Genomic DNA, 14,078 nt, shown 5'->3' with positions numbered 1-14,078 from the left:
TATGCAGCTATCTTGTTTTGGTATACTAGGTTAACGCTCAACAAGCCGCTATCGCTGGATGGCTTGTTTACACCATTTATTTCAGGTTCTTGGTTATGGCTAAGGCAATTCCGCTTCGCTCCGTTTCTCCGCTCAAGGCTTCATGCAATCAGTGCAGCCTCAGCAATCTTTGCCTGCCCCTTGCAGTCGAGGAAAACGATCTGGACAGCCTGGAAAACATTGTTCAGCAAGGAAAGATCTACAATCGCGGCGAACACGTTTTTGACCAAAGCTCACCGATTAGATCCTGCTTTGCGGTAAAGAGCGGCTCGATCAAAACGTCCATCATTACGGAAAGTGGCGAAGAGCAAGTGACCGGCTTTTTTATGCCCGGCGAGCTTGTTGGTTTAGATAGCTTAGGTAGCGATCAATACGCCTGTACCGCCAAAGCTCTGGAACGCACCAGTTTGTGCGAGTTCCCCATGGATAAGCTGGAAGAACTGACCATCAAGCTGCCTGAACTCCAGCACCACATGTATCAGCTGATGAGTAAGGAAATCCAAAGCAGCCACCAGTTGGCCATGCTGCTCAGCAAAAACACGGCAGAAGAGCGCATCGCTGCGCTTCTGCTCTCTCTTTCGAGCCGGTTTCGCCGTCGCCGGATGTCGGGCACAACGTTTACCTTACCCATGCCCCGAAACGACATTGCCAACTTCCTGGGCCTGGCGGTTGAAACCGTCAGTCGCGTGTTTACGCGCTTTCAGAGCCAAGGCATTCTTCGGGCGAAAGGGCGTGAGGTTGAGCTTTTAGATGTCGAAGCGTTGCAGACAGTGACGCACGAAGTGAGCAAGCAAGCCTGTCGGTCTTCACAATCCTGAACGTAAAAGAGCCAGCTTATTGAACTGGCTCGCTTTCCGGTTTCTCAGCAGCGGTCACCATCAGAAACTCTTCCTCCAGCCAGCGCCGCCAAGGCAATTGTTTTATGCCAAAGGTGTTGCGAATTTTGGTGCACACCATGGTTGTATTCACCGGCTCCAGGTGACCCCATTCCGGCGTTTCATCTACCACCCGAATGCCTTCCGGTATACCCGGCATATCGGCAATAGCTAAGCCTAATTCGTATAGGGATATTTCCTCAGCGCCGGCATATTGATACGTGCCCCAAGCTTCTGCCCCGCAATCCAGTTGCATGATAATTGCAGCCATGACGCGAGCCAGGTCCTTCACCGCCACCGGTTGGCCGAGGCAACGGCCGGGTAAAGGTAGTGCGTCCGTGTTGGCACTGTTTTCATAAACCTTCTTCGCAATCCGGGCCAGACTCCATCCGGCACGCAAAATAATATGCCGAGGCAACTGACTTCGTAACGCCTGCTCGCACTCCCACTGCCAGCGTCCCAATTCATTAATAGGCTGACCAGGATTAGAAGCGATATAGGCATCTTGTTTACGGCCATCGAATACATAGCATGACGACAACTGGAGCATGGCCATTCCGCGCTCCAGCGCATGGCCTGCAAGAGCCAAAGGCAGCGAGAACGCAGCTTCGTGAGTTGCTTCACGGTCGGCTTCAGCCTGCTCGGGATCACCCAGCCACAGTGCGTTAACGATCAAATCCGTATCGTCCGGAATCCAACTCGCCAAGGCATGCAGATCGACCCGCGCAGGATCGCTTATCAGCAGAGGACTCACCCGCAGATGCGAGGCTCGCAAGCGGTCAAGAAGCACCCGGCCTAATGGACCGTAATCATGAACAACTAATACATGCACGGGAATTCACCACCTCCGAATTTCGCTGATATGACAGGCAAATCCACTTTAGGGCCAATGGCCTCAACTAAGGTTTTGCTGCACCATTCATCGCATCATATAACAACTGACTGACTGTCAGTATGAACCACGCTCTGTGCAGCAACACCGTTGCGCTGCGATTATGAGCATACAACACCAGGACTGATCATGCTGAAACAACAAAGCCACATTGTTGCCCCCATTCCCGATGAACTTCGTACCCGCGCTCTTTACACGGTGAACGAGCTGAAAACCCGCGGCAAAGCCGACAAGGAAGCCATCGAAAAACTGCACAACTTGATTGCGGACTTGACCGAGAACGGCCTTGATTTCTTTTTTCTGGAACCGTTACGGCGCCTGAATGCCGGCAATATGACCATGAGCATGGCCAAAGTGGGCATCAGCAGCATGCTCAAAGGCAGTAAAATGGTCGTTCACAAAGTGCTCAAAAAGCTAAACGACCGGAGCCTGACCTCTATTCTGGAATTCATCGAAGAAATCATTCACGAGCCCGAAGCGCAGTAGGCCGGCCATCGCTTTTCGGGACTGCCGTTCAGTGGTAGTCCCGAGGCACCCTGGCCGTTACGCCGGTGAGCAGCTCGTAGCCAATTGTGCCCGCACAGGCAGCCACTTCATCCACACTGACCGTCTTGCCCCACAGCTCCACCATGTCGCCTTCCTGAGCCTCTGGCACACCCGTCAGATCAACCGCCAGCATATCCATCGACACCCGCCCAAGAAGCCCAATACGCTGCCCTAGAACAGCCGCAGGGGTTCCTGTGCCAGCATGGCGCGGATAGCCATCGCCATACCCGATAGCCACCATGCCCATTCGGGTTTCGGATTGGGCCACCCAGGTTGAACCGTAGCCGATAGACTCTCCCGGCTTGATAATTCGCGTGGTGATCAAAGGCGCCTCAAGCGTCATAACCGGCTTTAGCCCCAAATCGGGCCCGGTTTTACCTATCATGGGAGACGCTCCGTAGAGCATGATGCCGGGCCGGCTCCAGTCGTAAAGTGGCTGGTCCGGCAGGAAATGCGCTGCTGAATTGCCCACACTGCGCATCAATGACGGCCAAGCCTTTGTCGCTTGCTCGAAAATACGGGTCTGCTCCCGAGTCATGGAGCTCGACGTGTCGTCGGCACAGGCAAAATGCGTAACGAAGCCTTGAAGCTCAGCTCGCTGACCCGCCCCGTCCAGCGTTGCCATGACGGCAGGTAACTCCGACGGCCTGAAGCCTAACCGGTTCATACCCGTATTAACTTTCAACCAATACGCCGGGGCGGAGCTTTCGGCTAGCCAGTCCAGCTGGTGATTATTGTGCAATACCGGCTCGAATCCCTGCTGAAAGCACAGCTCTACATCCTCTCGGCCGTGCACACCCTGCAGCATCACAACCGGCTGACTCAAGCCTGCAGCACGTATTTCAAGCGCTTCTTCCAAGCAGGCCACCGCAAATTTACCGGCATCGTCAGCCAGCGCGTGCGCGACCGCTTTTATGCCATGGCCATAGCCGTCAGCTTTGACCACGGCCATCGCCTGCGCCGCACCCGCTTTGGCTTGCGCGAGTTGGTAGTTGTACTTCAGGGCACCCAGATCAATTCTGGCAACGGTTGCGCGCGGCATTAATAGTCACCACCGTAATCACCGTAATCCCCGTGCGCCAAGTCTTCGAACTTGGTGTACTTACCGATAAAGGCCAGCCGGATGGTTCCGATCGGACCGTTCCGCTGCTTACCGATGATAATTTCGGCGATGCCCTTGTCCTGAGTATCTTCGTTATAGACCTCGTCCCGATACACGAACATGATTACGTCGGCATCCTGCTCGATCGCACCGGACTCCCGGAGGTCCGAGTTCACCGGCCGCTTGTTGGGCCGCTGCTCAAGACTACGGTTCAACTGGGACAGTGCCACCACCGGGCAACTCAGTTCCTTCGCAATGCCTTTTAGCGATCGTGAAATCTCCGAGATTTCCGCGGTTCGGCCTTCAGTGTTGCCGGGCACCCGCATCAACTGCAGGTAATCCACCATGATCAGGCCAATTTTTCCGCCATTTTCCCGGGCAATCCGGCGCGCTCGGGAACGCATTTCCGTGGGACTCAAGCCTGGCGTGTCATCGATATACAGAGGCTTGTCTTTCAACAGACTGACCGCCGACGTCAGGCGGGGCCAATCGTCTTCCTCGAGCTTACCGCCCCGAACCTTTGTCTGGTCAATGCGGCCTAGCGAGGACAACATACGCATGGCGAGTGCATCCGCGGGCATTTCCATACTGAACACGAGAATCGGTGTGCCCGTGCTGATCAAGGCGTTTTCCACGATGTTCATGGCAAAGGTGGTCTTACCCATGGAGGGGCGACCGGCAACGATGATCAAATCAGCCGGCTGCATACCAGACGTCTGATCATCCAAATCCCGGAAGCCGGTGGTCAAACCCGTGGTTTGCTCACCAGATTCGAACAGCTCTTCAATACGGCTGAGGGTCGTCGCGAGAATCGGATTAATGGCTTTCGGCCCCGACCCTTCTTTTGTACGAGCTTCTGCAATCTGGAAGACGCTGCGCTCTGCCTCATCCAGTATTTCACTACTTTTTCGACCCAGCGGATTAAATGCGGAATCGGAAATCTTACCGGACACCTCTACCAGTTGACGCAGAACAGAACGCTCGCGCACGATATCCGCATAGGCGGCGATATTGGCTGCACCGGGAGTCTTCTCTGCCAGCTCGGCCAAGTAAGAAAGACCACCAGCGTCTTCAATATCCCCGGCCCGCTCGAGAAATTCGGCCAAGGTGACGACATCCAAGGGTTCACTTTCACTGGCCAGTCGCTCAACGGCACCAAAAATCAGGCGGTGATCCTGGCGATAAAAATCAGCGGCAGAGATCATTTCTGATATCTCGTCGAACCGTCGATTATCCAGCATCAGACCACCCAATACGGCCTGCTCTGCTTCCACCGAATGGGGTGGCACTTTGATACGACTGGTTTCTGAATCAATAGATACAGGTTTGGGAGAAGGAGTTGCCATAGACACCAGACACGTAAGGAATGAAAAACAGATCTACAAGAATACCAGAAACAAACAAGCCCGAAACCGTTTCCGGCTCGGGCTTGTTATAGACCGCTAAAAGCCTAGGCTTCAGCGGTCACTGAACTTACCTACTGTGGTTAACCGATTACTCGGCAACAACCGCCAGCTTGATGGTAACTTCAACGTCAGAGTGCAGCTGCAGCTCAATTTCGTACTCGCCAGTAGTCCGCAGTGGGCCTTCCGGCAGACGAACTTCGCTCTTCTCAACTTCAGTGCCGCCAGCAGAAACAACTTCTGCGATATCGCGAACACCGATTGAGCCGAACAGCTTACCTTCGTCACCAGCCTTGGAGGTGATGGTGAAGGATGCGCCTTCCAGAGCTTCTGCACGGGACTGGGCAGCAGACAGCTTTTCAGCAGCGGCTTTTTCCAGCTCAGCGCGACGCTCTTCGAACGCCTTTACGTTTGCTTCCGTGGCAGGCACAGCCTTACCGTACGGCAGCAGGAAATTACGACCGTAACCGGCCTTAACATTTACCTTGTCGCCCAAAGTGCCAAGGTTTGCAACTTTCTCGAGCAGAATAACTTCCATCTCGTTAACCTCTTCGTGCTTTATTCAGCCGGTCCGGTTGGCGCTATGCGCTCCCGAATATCCAGCCAGCTATCCACAAAAGCCAGAACCAACAACAGCATCATTAGATTCAGACCCAACAGCCCCAACACAATGTAAAACGCGAACAGCGCCTGACCGCCCCACTGTTTACGACCAACCACACCATGAACCAAAGCCAAACCTGCCACCAGAAGTGGCGTGCCTGCAGCCCAGGCCAAGAGTACCGGATTCAGCCCTAACAGCGGGCCCGACACCATGGATACAGCGCATACAACCGCGATGGCCGGCGATAGCCGGATGGCATGGAACTCGCGCTGAAAACCGCCTGGGTTATCCAGCCCTGCCTGCCAAGACCTTGCCAACATAGCCATGGCAATCGCTATCACGAATGCCGAGCCCGCTATGCTGGCGCTCATCGCGCTTCGAATGATTCGCTCCAGGTCGCCGCCCAGAGCCTGAACCACTTCAGCGTTGTACTGGTCGTAAAACTCGACACCGATGCGAACAAGTTCGTTTAACAGTGCCGGATACATGACTGGCAACATAAGGCCCGTCAGTATCGTCAGAAAGGCGCCGGATAACAGCGCGTTTTCCCAGGACAGCGATGTCCGGAAGACCGATGCAATCAGCATCGTTTGCAGCAATACAATCAGCGCTGTCGGGTTTTGACCGTAAACGGCCCAACCCAAAGCAGGCAAAATTGCCCAGAGGCCAATGGTGAGCCCCTGCCGAACCCCCTGTCGCATAACGACAAGGGCCGTAACTGCTGCGCCTATCCAGAACAACAAAGGAACAATAGTTGTGACTACTGCTACTCCGCCGGCCTGCATGGGACCGCGCATTACATACTGTGCCAGTGCACGCATGGTCCCGGGTCCTGTCTATCTGTGCTTAGTGGTCGTGACTATCCGTATACGGCAGCAGTGCCAGGTAGCGGGCACGCTTGATAGCGGTAGCCAGCTGACGCTGATAACGTGCTTTGGTGCCGGTAATACGGCTGGGCACGATTTTGCCGGTTTCAGTGATGTAGCCTTTCAGGGTGTCCAGATCCTTGTAATCGATCTCTTTAACACCTTCTGCCGTGAAGCGGCAGAATTTACGACGTCTGAAAAAACGAGCCATAACTTAACTCCTAACTCCGGTGAATTACTCTTCTTCGCCTTTGGACTCAGCGCTCTGGCTTTCGCCAGACTCAGCCGAACGGCGTGGACGATCGTCTCCGCCGGAACGACGGTCCTCACGGGACTCAGCGGCTTTCATCGGAGACAGGTCAGTAACAGCCTCGTCACGACGCAGGATCAGCTCACGGATGATCGCATCGTTGAAGCGGAAGTTATGAGTCAGCTCGTCCATCGCAGCCTGTGAACATTCAACGTTCATCAGCACGTAGTGAGCTTTGTGAATCTTGTTGATCGGGTATGCCAGGTGACGACGGCCCCAATCTTCCAGACGATGTACCTGACCGCCATCTTCAGTGATGAGGCCGGTATAACGCTCGATCATCGCGGGCACTTGCTCGCTCTGATCCGGATGTACCATAAATACGATTTCGTAGTGACGCATGAGTTCTCCCTACGGGTTAAACAGCTTTCTGCTCTGGGGGGTTCTTGCAGAACCGCTCCTGAACATGGAAAGCAAGGAGGTGACAGCTAAGCTGCCGGCTTCTTTTTGCTTTATAGACAAGGCTTTGCATAAAACCGCCTGATCAAAAGCGAGATTTTGATCCCCTGAATTCAGACAATACAAAACCACCCCTTCTAAAAGGGGTGACGTATTCTATGCCTACAAGGGATATCGTGCAAGGATTAACCGGTTCGTTGGCGCAACGCTTCGTACAGACAAACCCCTGTCGCTACCGAAACGTTCAGGCTATCAACATGGCCCAGCATAGGAATGTTTACTAACTGGTCACAATGCTCTCGGGTAAGGCGACGCATCCCCTTCCCTTCTGCACCCATCACCAACGCCACCGGCCCTTTGAAGTCCGCCTGAAACAGGTTGGCATCGGACTCGCCGGCGGTGCCGATGAGCCACACCCCCTGATCTTTCAATTCGCGCAGAAAGCGGGCGAGATTGGTAACGCGGACAAACGGCACGGTTTCAGCCGCGCCACAGGCAACCTTTCGGGCCACAGGCGTCAAACTGGCGGATTTGTCTTTCGGCACAATAACGGCTTGCACACCGACAGCGTCGGCAGTGCGCATACAAGCACCCAGATTGTGAGGATCGGTCACACCATCCAACACCAACAGAAACGGCGGCTTGCTGCTGGACGCTAGCTGCGCCAGCAAATCCGCCTCGGTCCATTCACGGCTTTCCGAGACTTCGGCCACCACCCCTTGGTGCACACCGGACACTCGCTCATCCAGTTCGCGGCGATGAACAACGCTCCAGCGCACGCCCAAACCGTCCAGCGCCTCGGTCACCGATTTTACTCGTTTGTCCTGCCGACCCGTCTGGATCCACACACGCAGCAACCGCTCCGGCTCCCGCTTCAGCACTGCATCCACGGCGTGCCAGCCAAATACATATTCCTGAGACACTAGCGATTCATTCCTGTGTTACTGATTACTTGCGGCTTTTACGCTTTTTACTGGCGGGCGCCGATTTGCTTTTCGCGCCCTTCTTGGCGGCTTCACGCGCAGCTTCGCTGGCCAGGCGCTCTTTCGCGCTGACCGGCTTGCCGGACTTGCCACGCTTGCCGCCCTTACCAGCCCGATCACCTTTGCCGCGCGGCTCACGCTTGGCGACGTCCAGTGCATCCCGGTCAGCGGTGCGCTTTTGGGGCGTGCTGGTCAGCTCCAGGTCGATTTTGCGATCTTCCAACCCAACCCGCACCACTTTCACTTTGACCTCATCGCCCAAACGGAAGCTCACCGCGGTGCGCTCTCCGATCAGCCGGTGTTTGGCTGCATCATGGTGGAAGTAGTCGCCATTCAGGGTCGAGACATGCACCAGCCCTTCAATGTAGATATCCGCCAGTTCGACAAAGAAACCGAACGGTACCACCGCCGCAATCACGCCATTGTATTCCTCGCCCACGTGATCCTTGAGGAATTCACACTTGAGCCAGGCCATTACATCACGAGTAGCATCATCTGCCCGACGCTCGGTCATCGAGCAATGCTCACCGAGCTGCTCAACTTTCGCGTAATCGTACGGGTAGGCAGCTAATTCTGCATCCAGCTCTTTCGGCGACACCACATCTTTCTGCATTTCCGGGTTGTGAATGCAGGACTTGATAGCACGATGCACCACCAAATCCGGATATCGCCGGATGGGTGACGTAAAGTGTGCGTAGCTGGCAAAGCCAAGACCAAAGTGACCACTCTCTTCAGGGCTATACACAGCTTGGCTCAGCGAACGCAGCATCACCGTCTGGATAACATGGGCATCTGAGCGATCCGCCACTTCAGACAGCAGCTGCTGGTAATCGGCCGATGTCGGGCGGTCACCGCCCCCCAACTGCAGCCCCAGCTCACTGAGGAACAAACGCAACTTGGCCAAACGTTCTTCGGATGGGCCATCATGAACCCGATAAAGCGCCGGCATTTTGTGCTTTTTCAGGAAACGGGCCGTGGCCACGTTCGCGCACAACATGCACTCTTCCACAATCTTGTGGGCATCATTCCGGTGCACCGGAACGATCTCTTCGATTTTGCGCCGCGCATCGAAAACAATCTTGGTTTCTGTCGTCTCGAAGTCAATCGCACCGCGTTCAGTACGCGCCTTACGCAGAAGCTTGTAGAGCTCGTACAAATTGTGCAGATGCGGCAGCAAATCGGCGTAATGCGCGCTCAGCTGATAGCCCTGTTCGGTATCCGGGTGCTCAAGCATGGCGCTGACCTTGTTATAGGTAAGCCGCGCATGGCTGCGCATAACCGCCTGATAGAAGGTGTATCCACTGATGTTGCCTGCAGCACTGATGGTCATATCGGCCACCATGCACAAACGGTCAACGCCCGGGTTCAACGAACACAGTCCGTTGGAAAGCTTCTCCGGAAGCATCGGCACGACGTGGTCAGGGAAATACACCGAGTTGCCACGTTCAAACGCTTCTTCGTCGAGCGGTGAGCCGGCACGCACATAGTGAGATACGTCGGCAATCGCCACGACCAGCCGGTATCCGCCACGAGGACGCGGCTCACAATAGATCGCATCATCGAAGTCACGAGCGGATTCATCATCGATGGTTACCAGCCGCATGTTTCGAATATCAACGCGATTTACTTTGTCTTTCTCTTCAACTTCCGAAGAAATCGCGGCGGTTTGTTCGCCGACAGCATCAGACCAGCTGTGGGGAATCTCATAAGAACGGATGGCCACGTCTATTTCCATGCCCGGAGCCATATGCTCACCCAACACTTCAACCACACGCCCAGTTGGCTGAGTGCGCACGGTTGGCTGGCGCAAGATTTCAACCACCACATACTGCCCGTGCACGGCGGCACCGACATTTTCATCCGGAATCAGAATCTCGTGATTGATACGGGCGTTTTCAGGAACGACAAAGGCAATGCCACTCTCCTTGAAGAAACGCCCCACGGTCTGTTCGGTACGGTGCTCCAGCACCTCAACGATCACACCTTCACGGCGACCACGGTCGTCTACGCGATCCACTCGTGCGGCTACTCGGTCGCCATGGAAAACCTGACGCATCTGACGAGCCGTCAAAAACAGATCAGAGCTGCCGTCATCGGGAATCAAAAAACCAAATCCATCGCGATGACCGGAGATCTTGCCGGTCACCAATGCAGCCTCTTCAATCGGCAAAAACGCATTTCGGCGATTACAGATCAGTTGCCCGTCCCGACACATCGCAATCAAACGACGGCGCAGGGCCTCAACACCTTCCTCAGATGCCTGCCCCAATTCTTGGCACAGGGTTTCGTGGGTTGCAGGCGCACCACGCTCTTTCAGGTGATTGAGGATAAACTCCCGGCTTTGGATGGGGTTATCGTATTTCTGGGCCTCACGATCAGCGTGAGGGTCCTTTATATTTTTTTTCTTGGAAACCATTCGGGTCCTTGTTATTCAGGCCGCAAACACTGCGGCAAAATTCATCAACTTACACAGTATAACGTTGGCATCTTAAACCTGCATGACAAGGGGGACATTAATAGGCACAAATACCGTGAAAACTTTTTTCACTAAAACGTTTGACAGGTCAGAAAGGAATTATTAAAGTACGCGCCATCGGTTGAGGGGCAACCTTCAACTCTGGCAGAAACGCTAGTTTTACACAAACTAACAGCGCAACTGCAAATCACCTGCCGAGGTGGTGAAATTGGTAGACACGCTAGCTTCAGGTGCTAGTGGGGGCAACCCCGTGGAGGTTCAAGTCCTCTCCTCGGCACCATTCTTTTTGAATGGCCTTCCAGATCAAATACTTACTCTGAATTCAATAGCTTAGCCGTCGCTCTGGTACACATTACTGGTACACAGAGGAATTTTGCTGTGGGTTTACGAATGTGCACTCCGAAACGTCATCCAAATAGCTCTAACTACTGGATACGCAAGCGCGTACCCGATGAATTACGGCCAATTTTGCAAAAGCGCGAGATCAAAAAATCTTTAGCCACCTCTGACCCAAGAGAAGCCAAGCGGCGAGCTTCAGCGGTCTGTGCAGAAATTGACACAATCTTCGAAAAAGCTCGACGCTCTCTGAAGATGGGCGCGTCCGAAATCGAAGCCCTAAAAGGCGAGTACCTACGGGAGCGCGTTGAAGCAATCATTAAAGAAGCTCAACGACATCAGTGGAAGCCGGAAGACCTAGAAAACGCAACACTCTCCCTATCAGACAAAATTGAGAGGAATATTCCCGCCAATCTTGACGAACAGGAGTATGAAGAGTGGCGGTCAGACCAAGCTTCTCGATTAGGGCTAAAGGCGATAACCCCAATCTTAAAGCGCCGCAACCTGACCCCTCCACCTGGAATAGCAACAAGACTAGGAGAAGAAGCTTTTAGGGCCGAATATGATGCCTATCGAGCAGCTTACGCCAACCTTTTTGGTGACCCCGAGTGGAACCCGCCACGCTATGCCTCAAGAACAATGGAAGAAGCATCCACTGTCCTAGAGCTATTCGAAGAGTATGCCAAGAACTCGGAGCTTGCCCCCCGCACCATTGACAGTTGGCGCACCTACTTGACTAGAGCCAACAGCTTCTTCAAAAGCAAGACTGCCGGAGACATCAAAAAACAGGATGTGAGAGCCTTTGCGGAAGCACTGCAACAAGGCGACAAATCCGCCACCCCCACAGGAAAAGCACTTTCCGTCAAATCAATCAACGACAACTATCTTGCCTCCTTGTCAGCCGTATATAAGTGGGCCATTGAACGAGATCGCCTTACTTTTGACCCTACAAAAGGGGTCAGACTAAAGGAACGCGGAAGAACTACACTTCCTATAATCCAGTACACCCGCGAAGAAGTCGCCACAATACTAACCGCCACCCGAGTCAAACCCGAATCACGGGTAAAACCTGAGACAGCAAACGTCCGACGCTGGGTTCCGTGGCTGTGCGCGTTCACTGGTGCCCGAATCAGCGAGATTCTTTGGTTGAAGCGCGAGGATATTCAGGAAACTCAGGGCATCCACTACATAAACATTCGACCCGACATTGAAACTGGACGAGGAACTAAAACCCGCAGTTCCATCCGGTTCGTTCCACTCCATCCTGCAATCATCAACGAGGGGTTCCTCGAATACTGGAAGAGTGTCCCCAAATCGGAGACATACCTGTTCCCTGGCAATTGGTCAGACAAAAGCGGTGACCGGACAAAGTCTCCGGCCAACAAACTCCGCGAATGGCTTAAAGCCCAACTACCAAAAGCCAATTGGACACAACTAAACCCTAACCACAGCTTCCGCCATTGGCTGACAGCCGAATGCCGCATTGCAAAAATCGATGGTGATTACGCTCGTGCGCTCACAGGACACAAACAAAAGGACGCTCACGGAGACTATGGGCCAGGAACCGTTCCCATCCTATACAACGAACTAAAGCTTATCCCTTCGCCGGTCGCCCCGCGCATGTAAAAAAAAGCCCCGCCAACGGAATTAACCGAAGACGGGGCTGAATACATAACAAGAAGCTGGTTTTTTAGACTGACAGGATGTTGACCACTGACCCTGCATCACCTCCAGAGCTTGAGGAGGAGGCTATACCGCATCTGTAGCCAGACACTTGAGAAAAAGGGGCAAATCATGGGTAAGCTTAGCGTCATACCCAGGGCGACCTCCTCAAAGCAATAAAGCTAATTATAGTTATGACCATCCTGCTTCCTCTATCCAGAGGCGCAAGCTCTTGATTACCTTCACCCAACCTGGAAACAACTCAGACCAATACCTGAGGCTCAACTCTAAGTTAGACCAGAGGTCAGAACTCCAACTTAGACCTTGAGCAATAGGAGCTAGTAGAGATAAAGCTTAAGTAGCTTAAAACCTGAGTTAAAAACTTTAAGTTACCCCCCTTACCCCCCAGAACCATTACTCCCCCTTACTAAGCAATGGTCATTCAGATGTACTGAAAACGGGTCTTACACCAAACTATCGGTCAAACTTTAAGCATCTCTATCCTTTGGTACGACAAAATCCCGAGGTCAAGTGGCCCAAGCTCTTCAGCGCTGCGCGTATGGAGCAAACTACTGTAGAGGTTTTGATCAGGCGTAGCTGCCCCCCAGAGAACCTGAGGTCATGAAGCGTCTGCACTCAAAACCTTCACAACCCCAGTCTCAATGGCCAACTTCCCGTCAATCACACACCACCAGTTTCATTTTCTGGGTCAATACTAGCGCTGCGTGTCATAACCAAAGGCTCATCATCAGTGACTTACCACTGATTCCGACCATTGGTTGAAGCTACCGAAGATAGCAGGCCTTTTAAGCCAAGAAACTAAATTTCAGTCAGAGACTCCAAGCCTCAAAACACCGCTCTGAAACCAGCTTAAAAGCCCTACAGCACCAACCATGGCGAGCCCATAAAAGTCATTGCTCAGTGTAGTTTTAGGCCTCAAAACGAGCCACAAGCTCCCTAAACTTAAAGGTATACCTCCTCCGAGATGCGACCCTCAATCAGCGCTCGGTTAGCGAGAGCATCGGCCTCTTCATTCCCATGATGACCATTATGCCCCCTGACCCACTCCCATGTGATCGTATGTTTCTCGTTGAACACATCAAGTTGCCGCCAAAGCTCTACATTCAAGACCGGCTTCCCATCTGACTTCCGCCAGCCGCTAGCCTTCCAGCCCACCAGCCACTCCGTCATTCCTTTAACCAACACCTGACAGTCGGTAACCAAGCGTATCGGCCTGCCTACGTGTCTATTTAAAACACTGAGCGCTTTGACAGCCGCAGTAAGCTCCATTCTCTGGCTTGTGGTCTGACCCACTCGATTAGCTATTAAGAAACGCTTCTTGTCGTCTTCGATAATTGCTGCCCATGAACCTGGGCCAGGGTTGCGCTTGCAAACACCATCGGTGTGAATCGTGATAGTAGAATTGTTCGTCGTCATGATCATGACCTCCTATAAGTCTTTTGTCGGTTATGCCGCGAACTAACGCGACGGTTTCTTCTTTGGGACGACAAAAAGACTGGATAGAAGGTCAGCTTTGGGAATCGGAGGCAGTAGTCTGAGTCATTACACCTCACATATCGTCATC

At 53.4% G+C, this 14,078-nt stretch carries 13 protein-coding genes and 1 tRNA gene; 4 read left to right on the top strand and 10 right to left on the bottom strand.

Annotation, left to right across the window (positions count from 1 at the left end; genetic code table 11):
• Positions 1-95 precede the first annotated feature (95 nt).
• Positions 96-857, top strand: coding sequence for a fumarate/nitrate reduction transcriptional regulator Fnr (gene fnr, locus DOQ08_RS00510; RefSeq protein ID WP_114332961.1), 762 nt, complete (start codon positions 96-98; stop codon positions 855-857).
• Between the two features lie 16 nt (positions 858-873).
• On the opposite strand, the gene DOQ08_RS00505 is transcribed toward fnr, so the two are convergent.
• Positions 874-1,746, bottom strand: coding sequence for a sugar nucleotide-binding protein (locus tag DOQ08_RS00505; RefSeq protein WP_114332960.1), 873 nt, complete (start codon positions 1,744-1,746; stop codon positions 874-876).
• 189 nt (positions 1,747-1,935) lie between these two features.
• On the opposite strand from DOQ08_RS00505, the gene DOQ08_RS00500 reads away from it, so the two are divergent.
• Positions 1,936-2,292, top strand: a complete 357-nt coding sequence (locus tag DOQ08_RS00500; protein WP_114332959.1) for a hypothetical protein — start codon at positions 1,936-1,938, stop codon at positions 2,290-2,292.
• Positions 2,293-2,320: 28 nt separating this feature from the next.
• Here DOQ08_RS00500 and alr read toward each other — a convergent pair whose 3' ends face one another.
• From alr to rnr, 8 genes are all read right to left on the bottom strand, one after another.
• Positions 2,321-3,394 (bottom strand): alanine racemase, encoded by a 1,074-nt coding sequence (alr, locus tag DOQ08_RS00495; protein WP_114332958.1) that lies wholly within the window; start codon positions 3,392-3,394, stop codon positions 2,321-2,323.
• A complete protein-coding gene (dnaB, locus tag DOQ08_RS00490; protein WP_114332957.1) occupies positions 3,394-4,800 on the bottom strand; it encodes a replicative DNA helicase in 1,407 nt (468 codons plus the stop codon). Before dnaB ends, alr begins: the two co-directional genes overlap by 1 nt.
• A gap of 148 nt (positions 4,801-4,948) precedes the next feature.
• Positions 4,949-5,395: a 50S ribosomal protein L9 gene (gene rplI, locus DOQ08_RS00485; protein WP_114332956.1), complete on the bottom strand. Its 447-nt coding sequence runs from the start codon at positions 5,393-5,395 to the stop codon at positions 4,949-4,951.
• A 20-nt stretch (positions 5,396-5,415) separates the two neighbouring features.
• Positions 5,416-6,282: a hypothetical protein gene (locus DOQ08_RS00480; RefSeq protein ID WP_114332955.1), complete on the bottom strand. Its 867-nt coding sequence runs from the start codon at positions 6,280-6,282 to the stop codon at positions 5,416-5,418.
• 25 nt (positions 6,283-6,307) lie between these two features.
• Positions 6,308-6,538, bottom strand: a complete 231-nt coding sequence (gene rpsR / locus DOQ08_RS00475; protein WP_008937282.1) for a 30S ribosomal protein S18 — start codon at positions 6,536-6,538, stop codon at positions 6,308-6,310.
• 24 nt (positions 6,539-6,562) lie between these two features.
• Positions 6,563-6,979, bottom strand: a complete 417-nt coding sequence (rpsF, locus tag DOQ08_RS00470) for a 30S ribosomal protein S6 (protein ID WP_114332954.1) — start codon at positions 6,977-6,979, stop codon at positions 6,563-6,565.
• A gap of 242 nt (positions 6,980-7,221) precedes the next feature.
• A complete protein-coding gene (gene rlmB, locus DOQ08_RS00465) occupies positions 7,222-7,959 on the bottom strand; it encodes a 23S rRNA (guanosine(2251)-2'-O)-methyltransferase RlmB (RefSeq protein WP_114332953.1) in 738 nt (245 codons plus the stop codon).
• Between the two features lie 25 nt (positions 7,960-7,984).
• The gene (gene rnr / locus DOQ08_RS00460) at positions 7,985-10,435 is read right to left on the bottom strand and encodes a ribonuclease R (protein WP_114332952.1); all 2,451 of its coding nucleotides are present in this window, start codon (positions 10,433-10,435) and stop codon (positions 7,985-7,987) included.
• A gap of 253 nt (positions 10,436-10,688) precedes the next feature.
• Here rnr and DOQ08_RS00455 point away from each other — a divergent pair.
• A tRNA-Leu gene (locus tag DOQ08_RS00455) sits at positions 10,689-10,775 on the top strand.
• Positions 10,776-10,873: 98 nt separating this feature from the next.
• Entirely contained in the window at positions 10,874-12,457 is a 1,584-nt protein-coding gene (locus DOQ08_RS00450; RefSeq protein ID WP_133297151.1) for a site-specific integrase, read from the top strand.
• Positions 12,458-13,456: 999 nt separating this feature from the next.
• On the opposite strand, the gene rnhA is transcribed toward DOQ08_RS00450, so the two are convergent.
• The gene (gene rnhA / locus DOQ08_RS00445; protein WP_114333854.1) at positions 13,457-13,930 is read right to left on the bottom strand and encodes a ribonuclease HI; all 474 of its coding nucleotides are present in this window, start codon (positions 13,928-13,930) and stop codon (positions 13,457-13,459) included.
• Positions 13,931-14,078: the final 148 nt, after the last annotated feature.

Origin of the sequence: Marinobacter litoralis (genome assembly GCF_003336705.1) — a bacterium.
In the GTDB taxonomy this organism is placed as follows: domain Bacteria; phylum Pseudomonadota; class Gammaproteobacteria; order Pseudomonadales; family Oleiphilaceae; genus Marinobacter; species Marinobacter litoralis.
This window is presented reverse-complemented; position numbering and strand designations above follow the sequence as displayed.

Excerpts from the sequence above, each read along its gene's own strand:
- rnr (WP_114332952.1), bottom strand. The coding sequence starts at position 10,435 with ATGGTTTCCAAGAAAAAAAATATAAAGGACCCTCACGCTGATCGTGAG.
- rnhA (WP_114333854.1), bottom strand. The coding sequence starts at position 13,930 with ATGACGACGAACAATTCTACTATCACGATTCACACCGATGGTGTTTGC.
- rpsF (WP_114332954.1), bottom strand. The coding sequence starts at position 6,979 with ATGCGTCACTACGAAATCGTATTTATGGTACATCCGGATCAGAGCGAG.
- rpsR (WP_008937282.1), bottom strand. The coding sequence starts at position 6,538 with ATGGCTCGTTTTTTCAGACGTCGTAAATTCTGCCGCTTCACGGCAGAA.
- DOQ08_RS00480 (WP_114332955.1), bottom strand. The coding sequence starts at position 6,282 with ATGCGTGCACTGGCACAGTATGTAATGCGCGGTCCCATGCAGGCCGGC.
- rplI (WP_114332956.1), bottom strand. The coding sequence starts at position 5,395 with ATGGAAGTTATTCTGCTCGAGAAAGTTGCAAACCTTGGCACTTTGGGC.
- alr (WP_114332958.1), bottom strand. The coding sequence starts at position 3,394 with ATGCCGCGCGCAACCGTTGCCAGAATTGATCTGGGTGCCCTGAAGTAC.
- dnaB (WP_114332957.1), bottom strand. The coding sequence starts at position 4,800 with ATGGCAACTCCTTCTCCCAAACCTGTATCTATTGATTCAGAAACCAGT.
- DOQ08_RS00500 (WP_114332959.1), top strand. The coding sequence starts at position 1,936 with ATGCTGAAACAACAAAGCCACATTGTTGCCCCCATTCCCGATGAACTT.
- fnr (WP_114332961.1), top strand. The coding sequence starts at position 96 with ATGGCTAAGGCAATTCCGCTTCGCTCCGTTTCTCCGCTCAAGGCTTCA.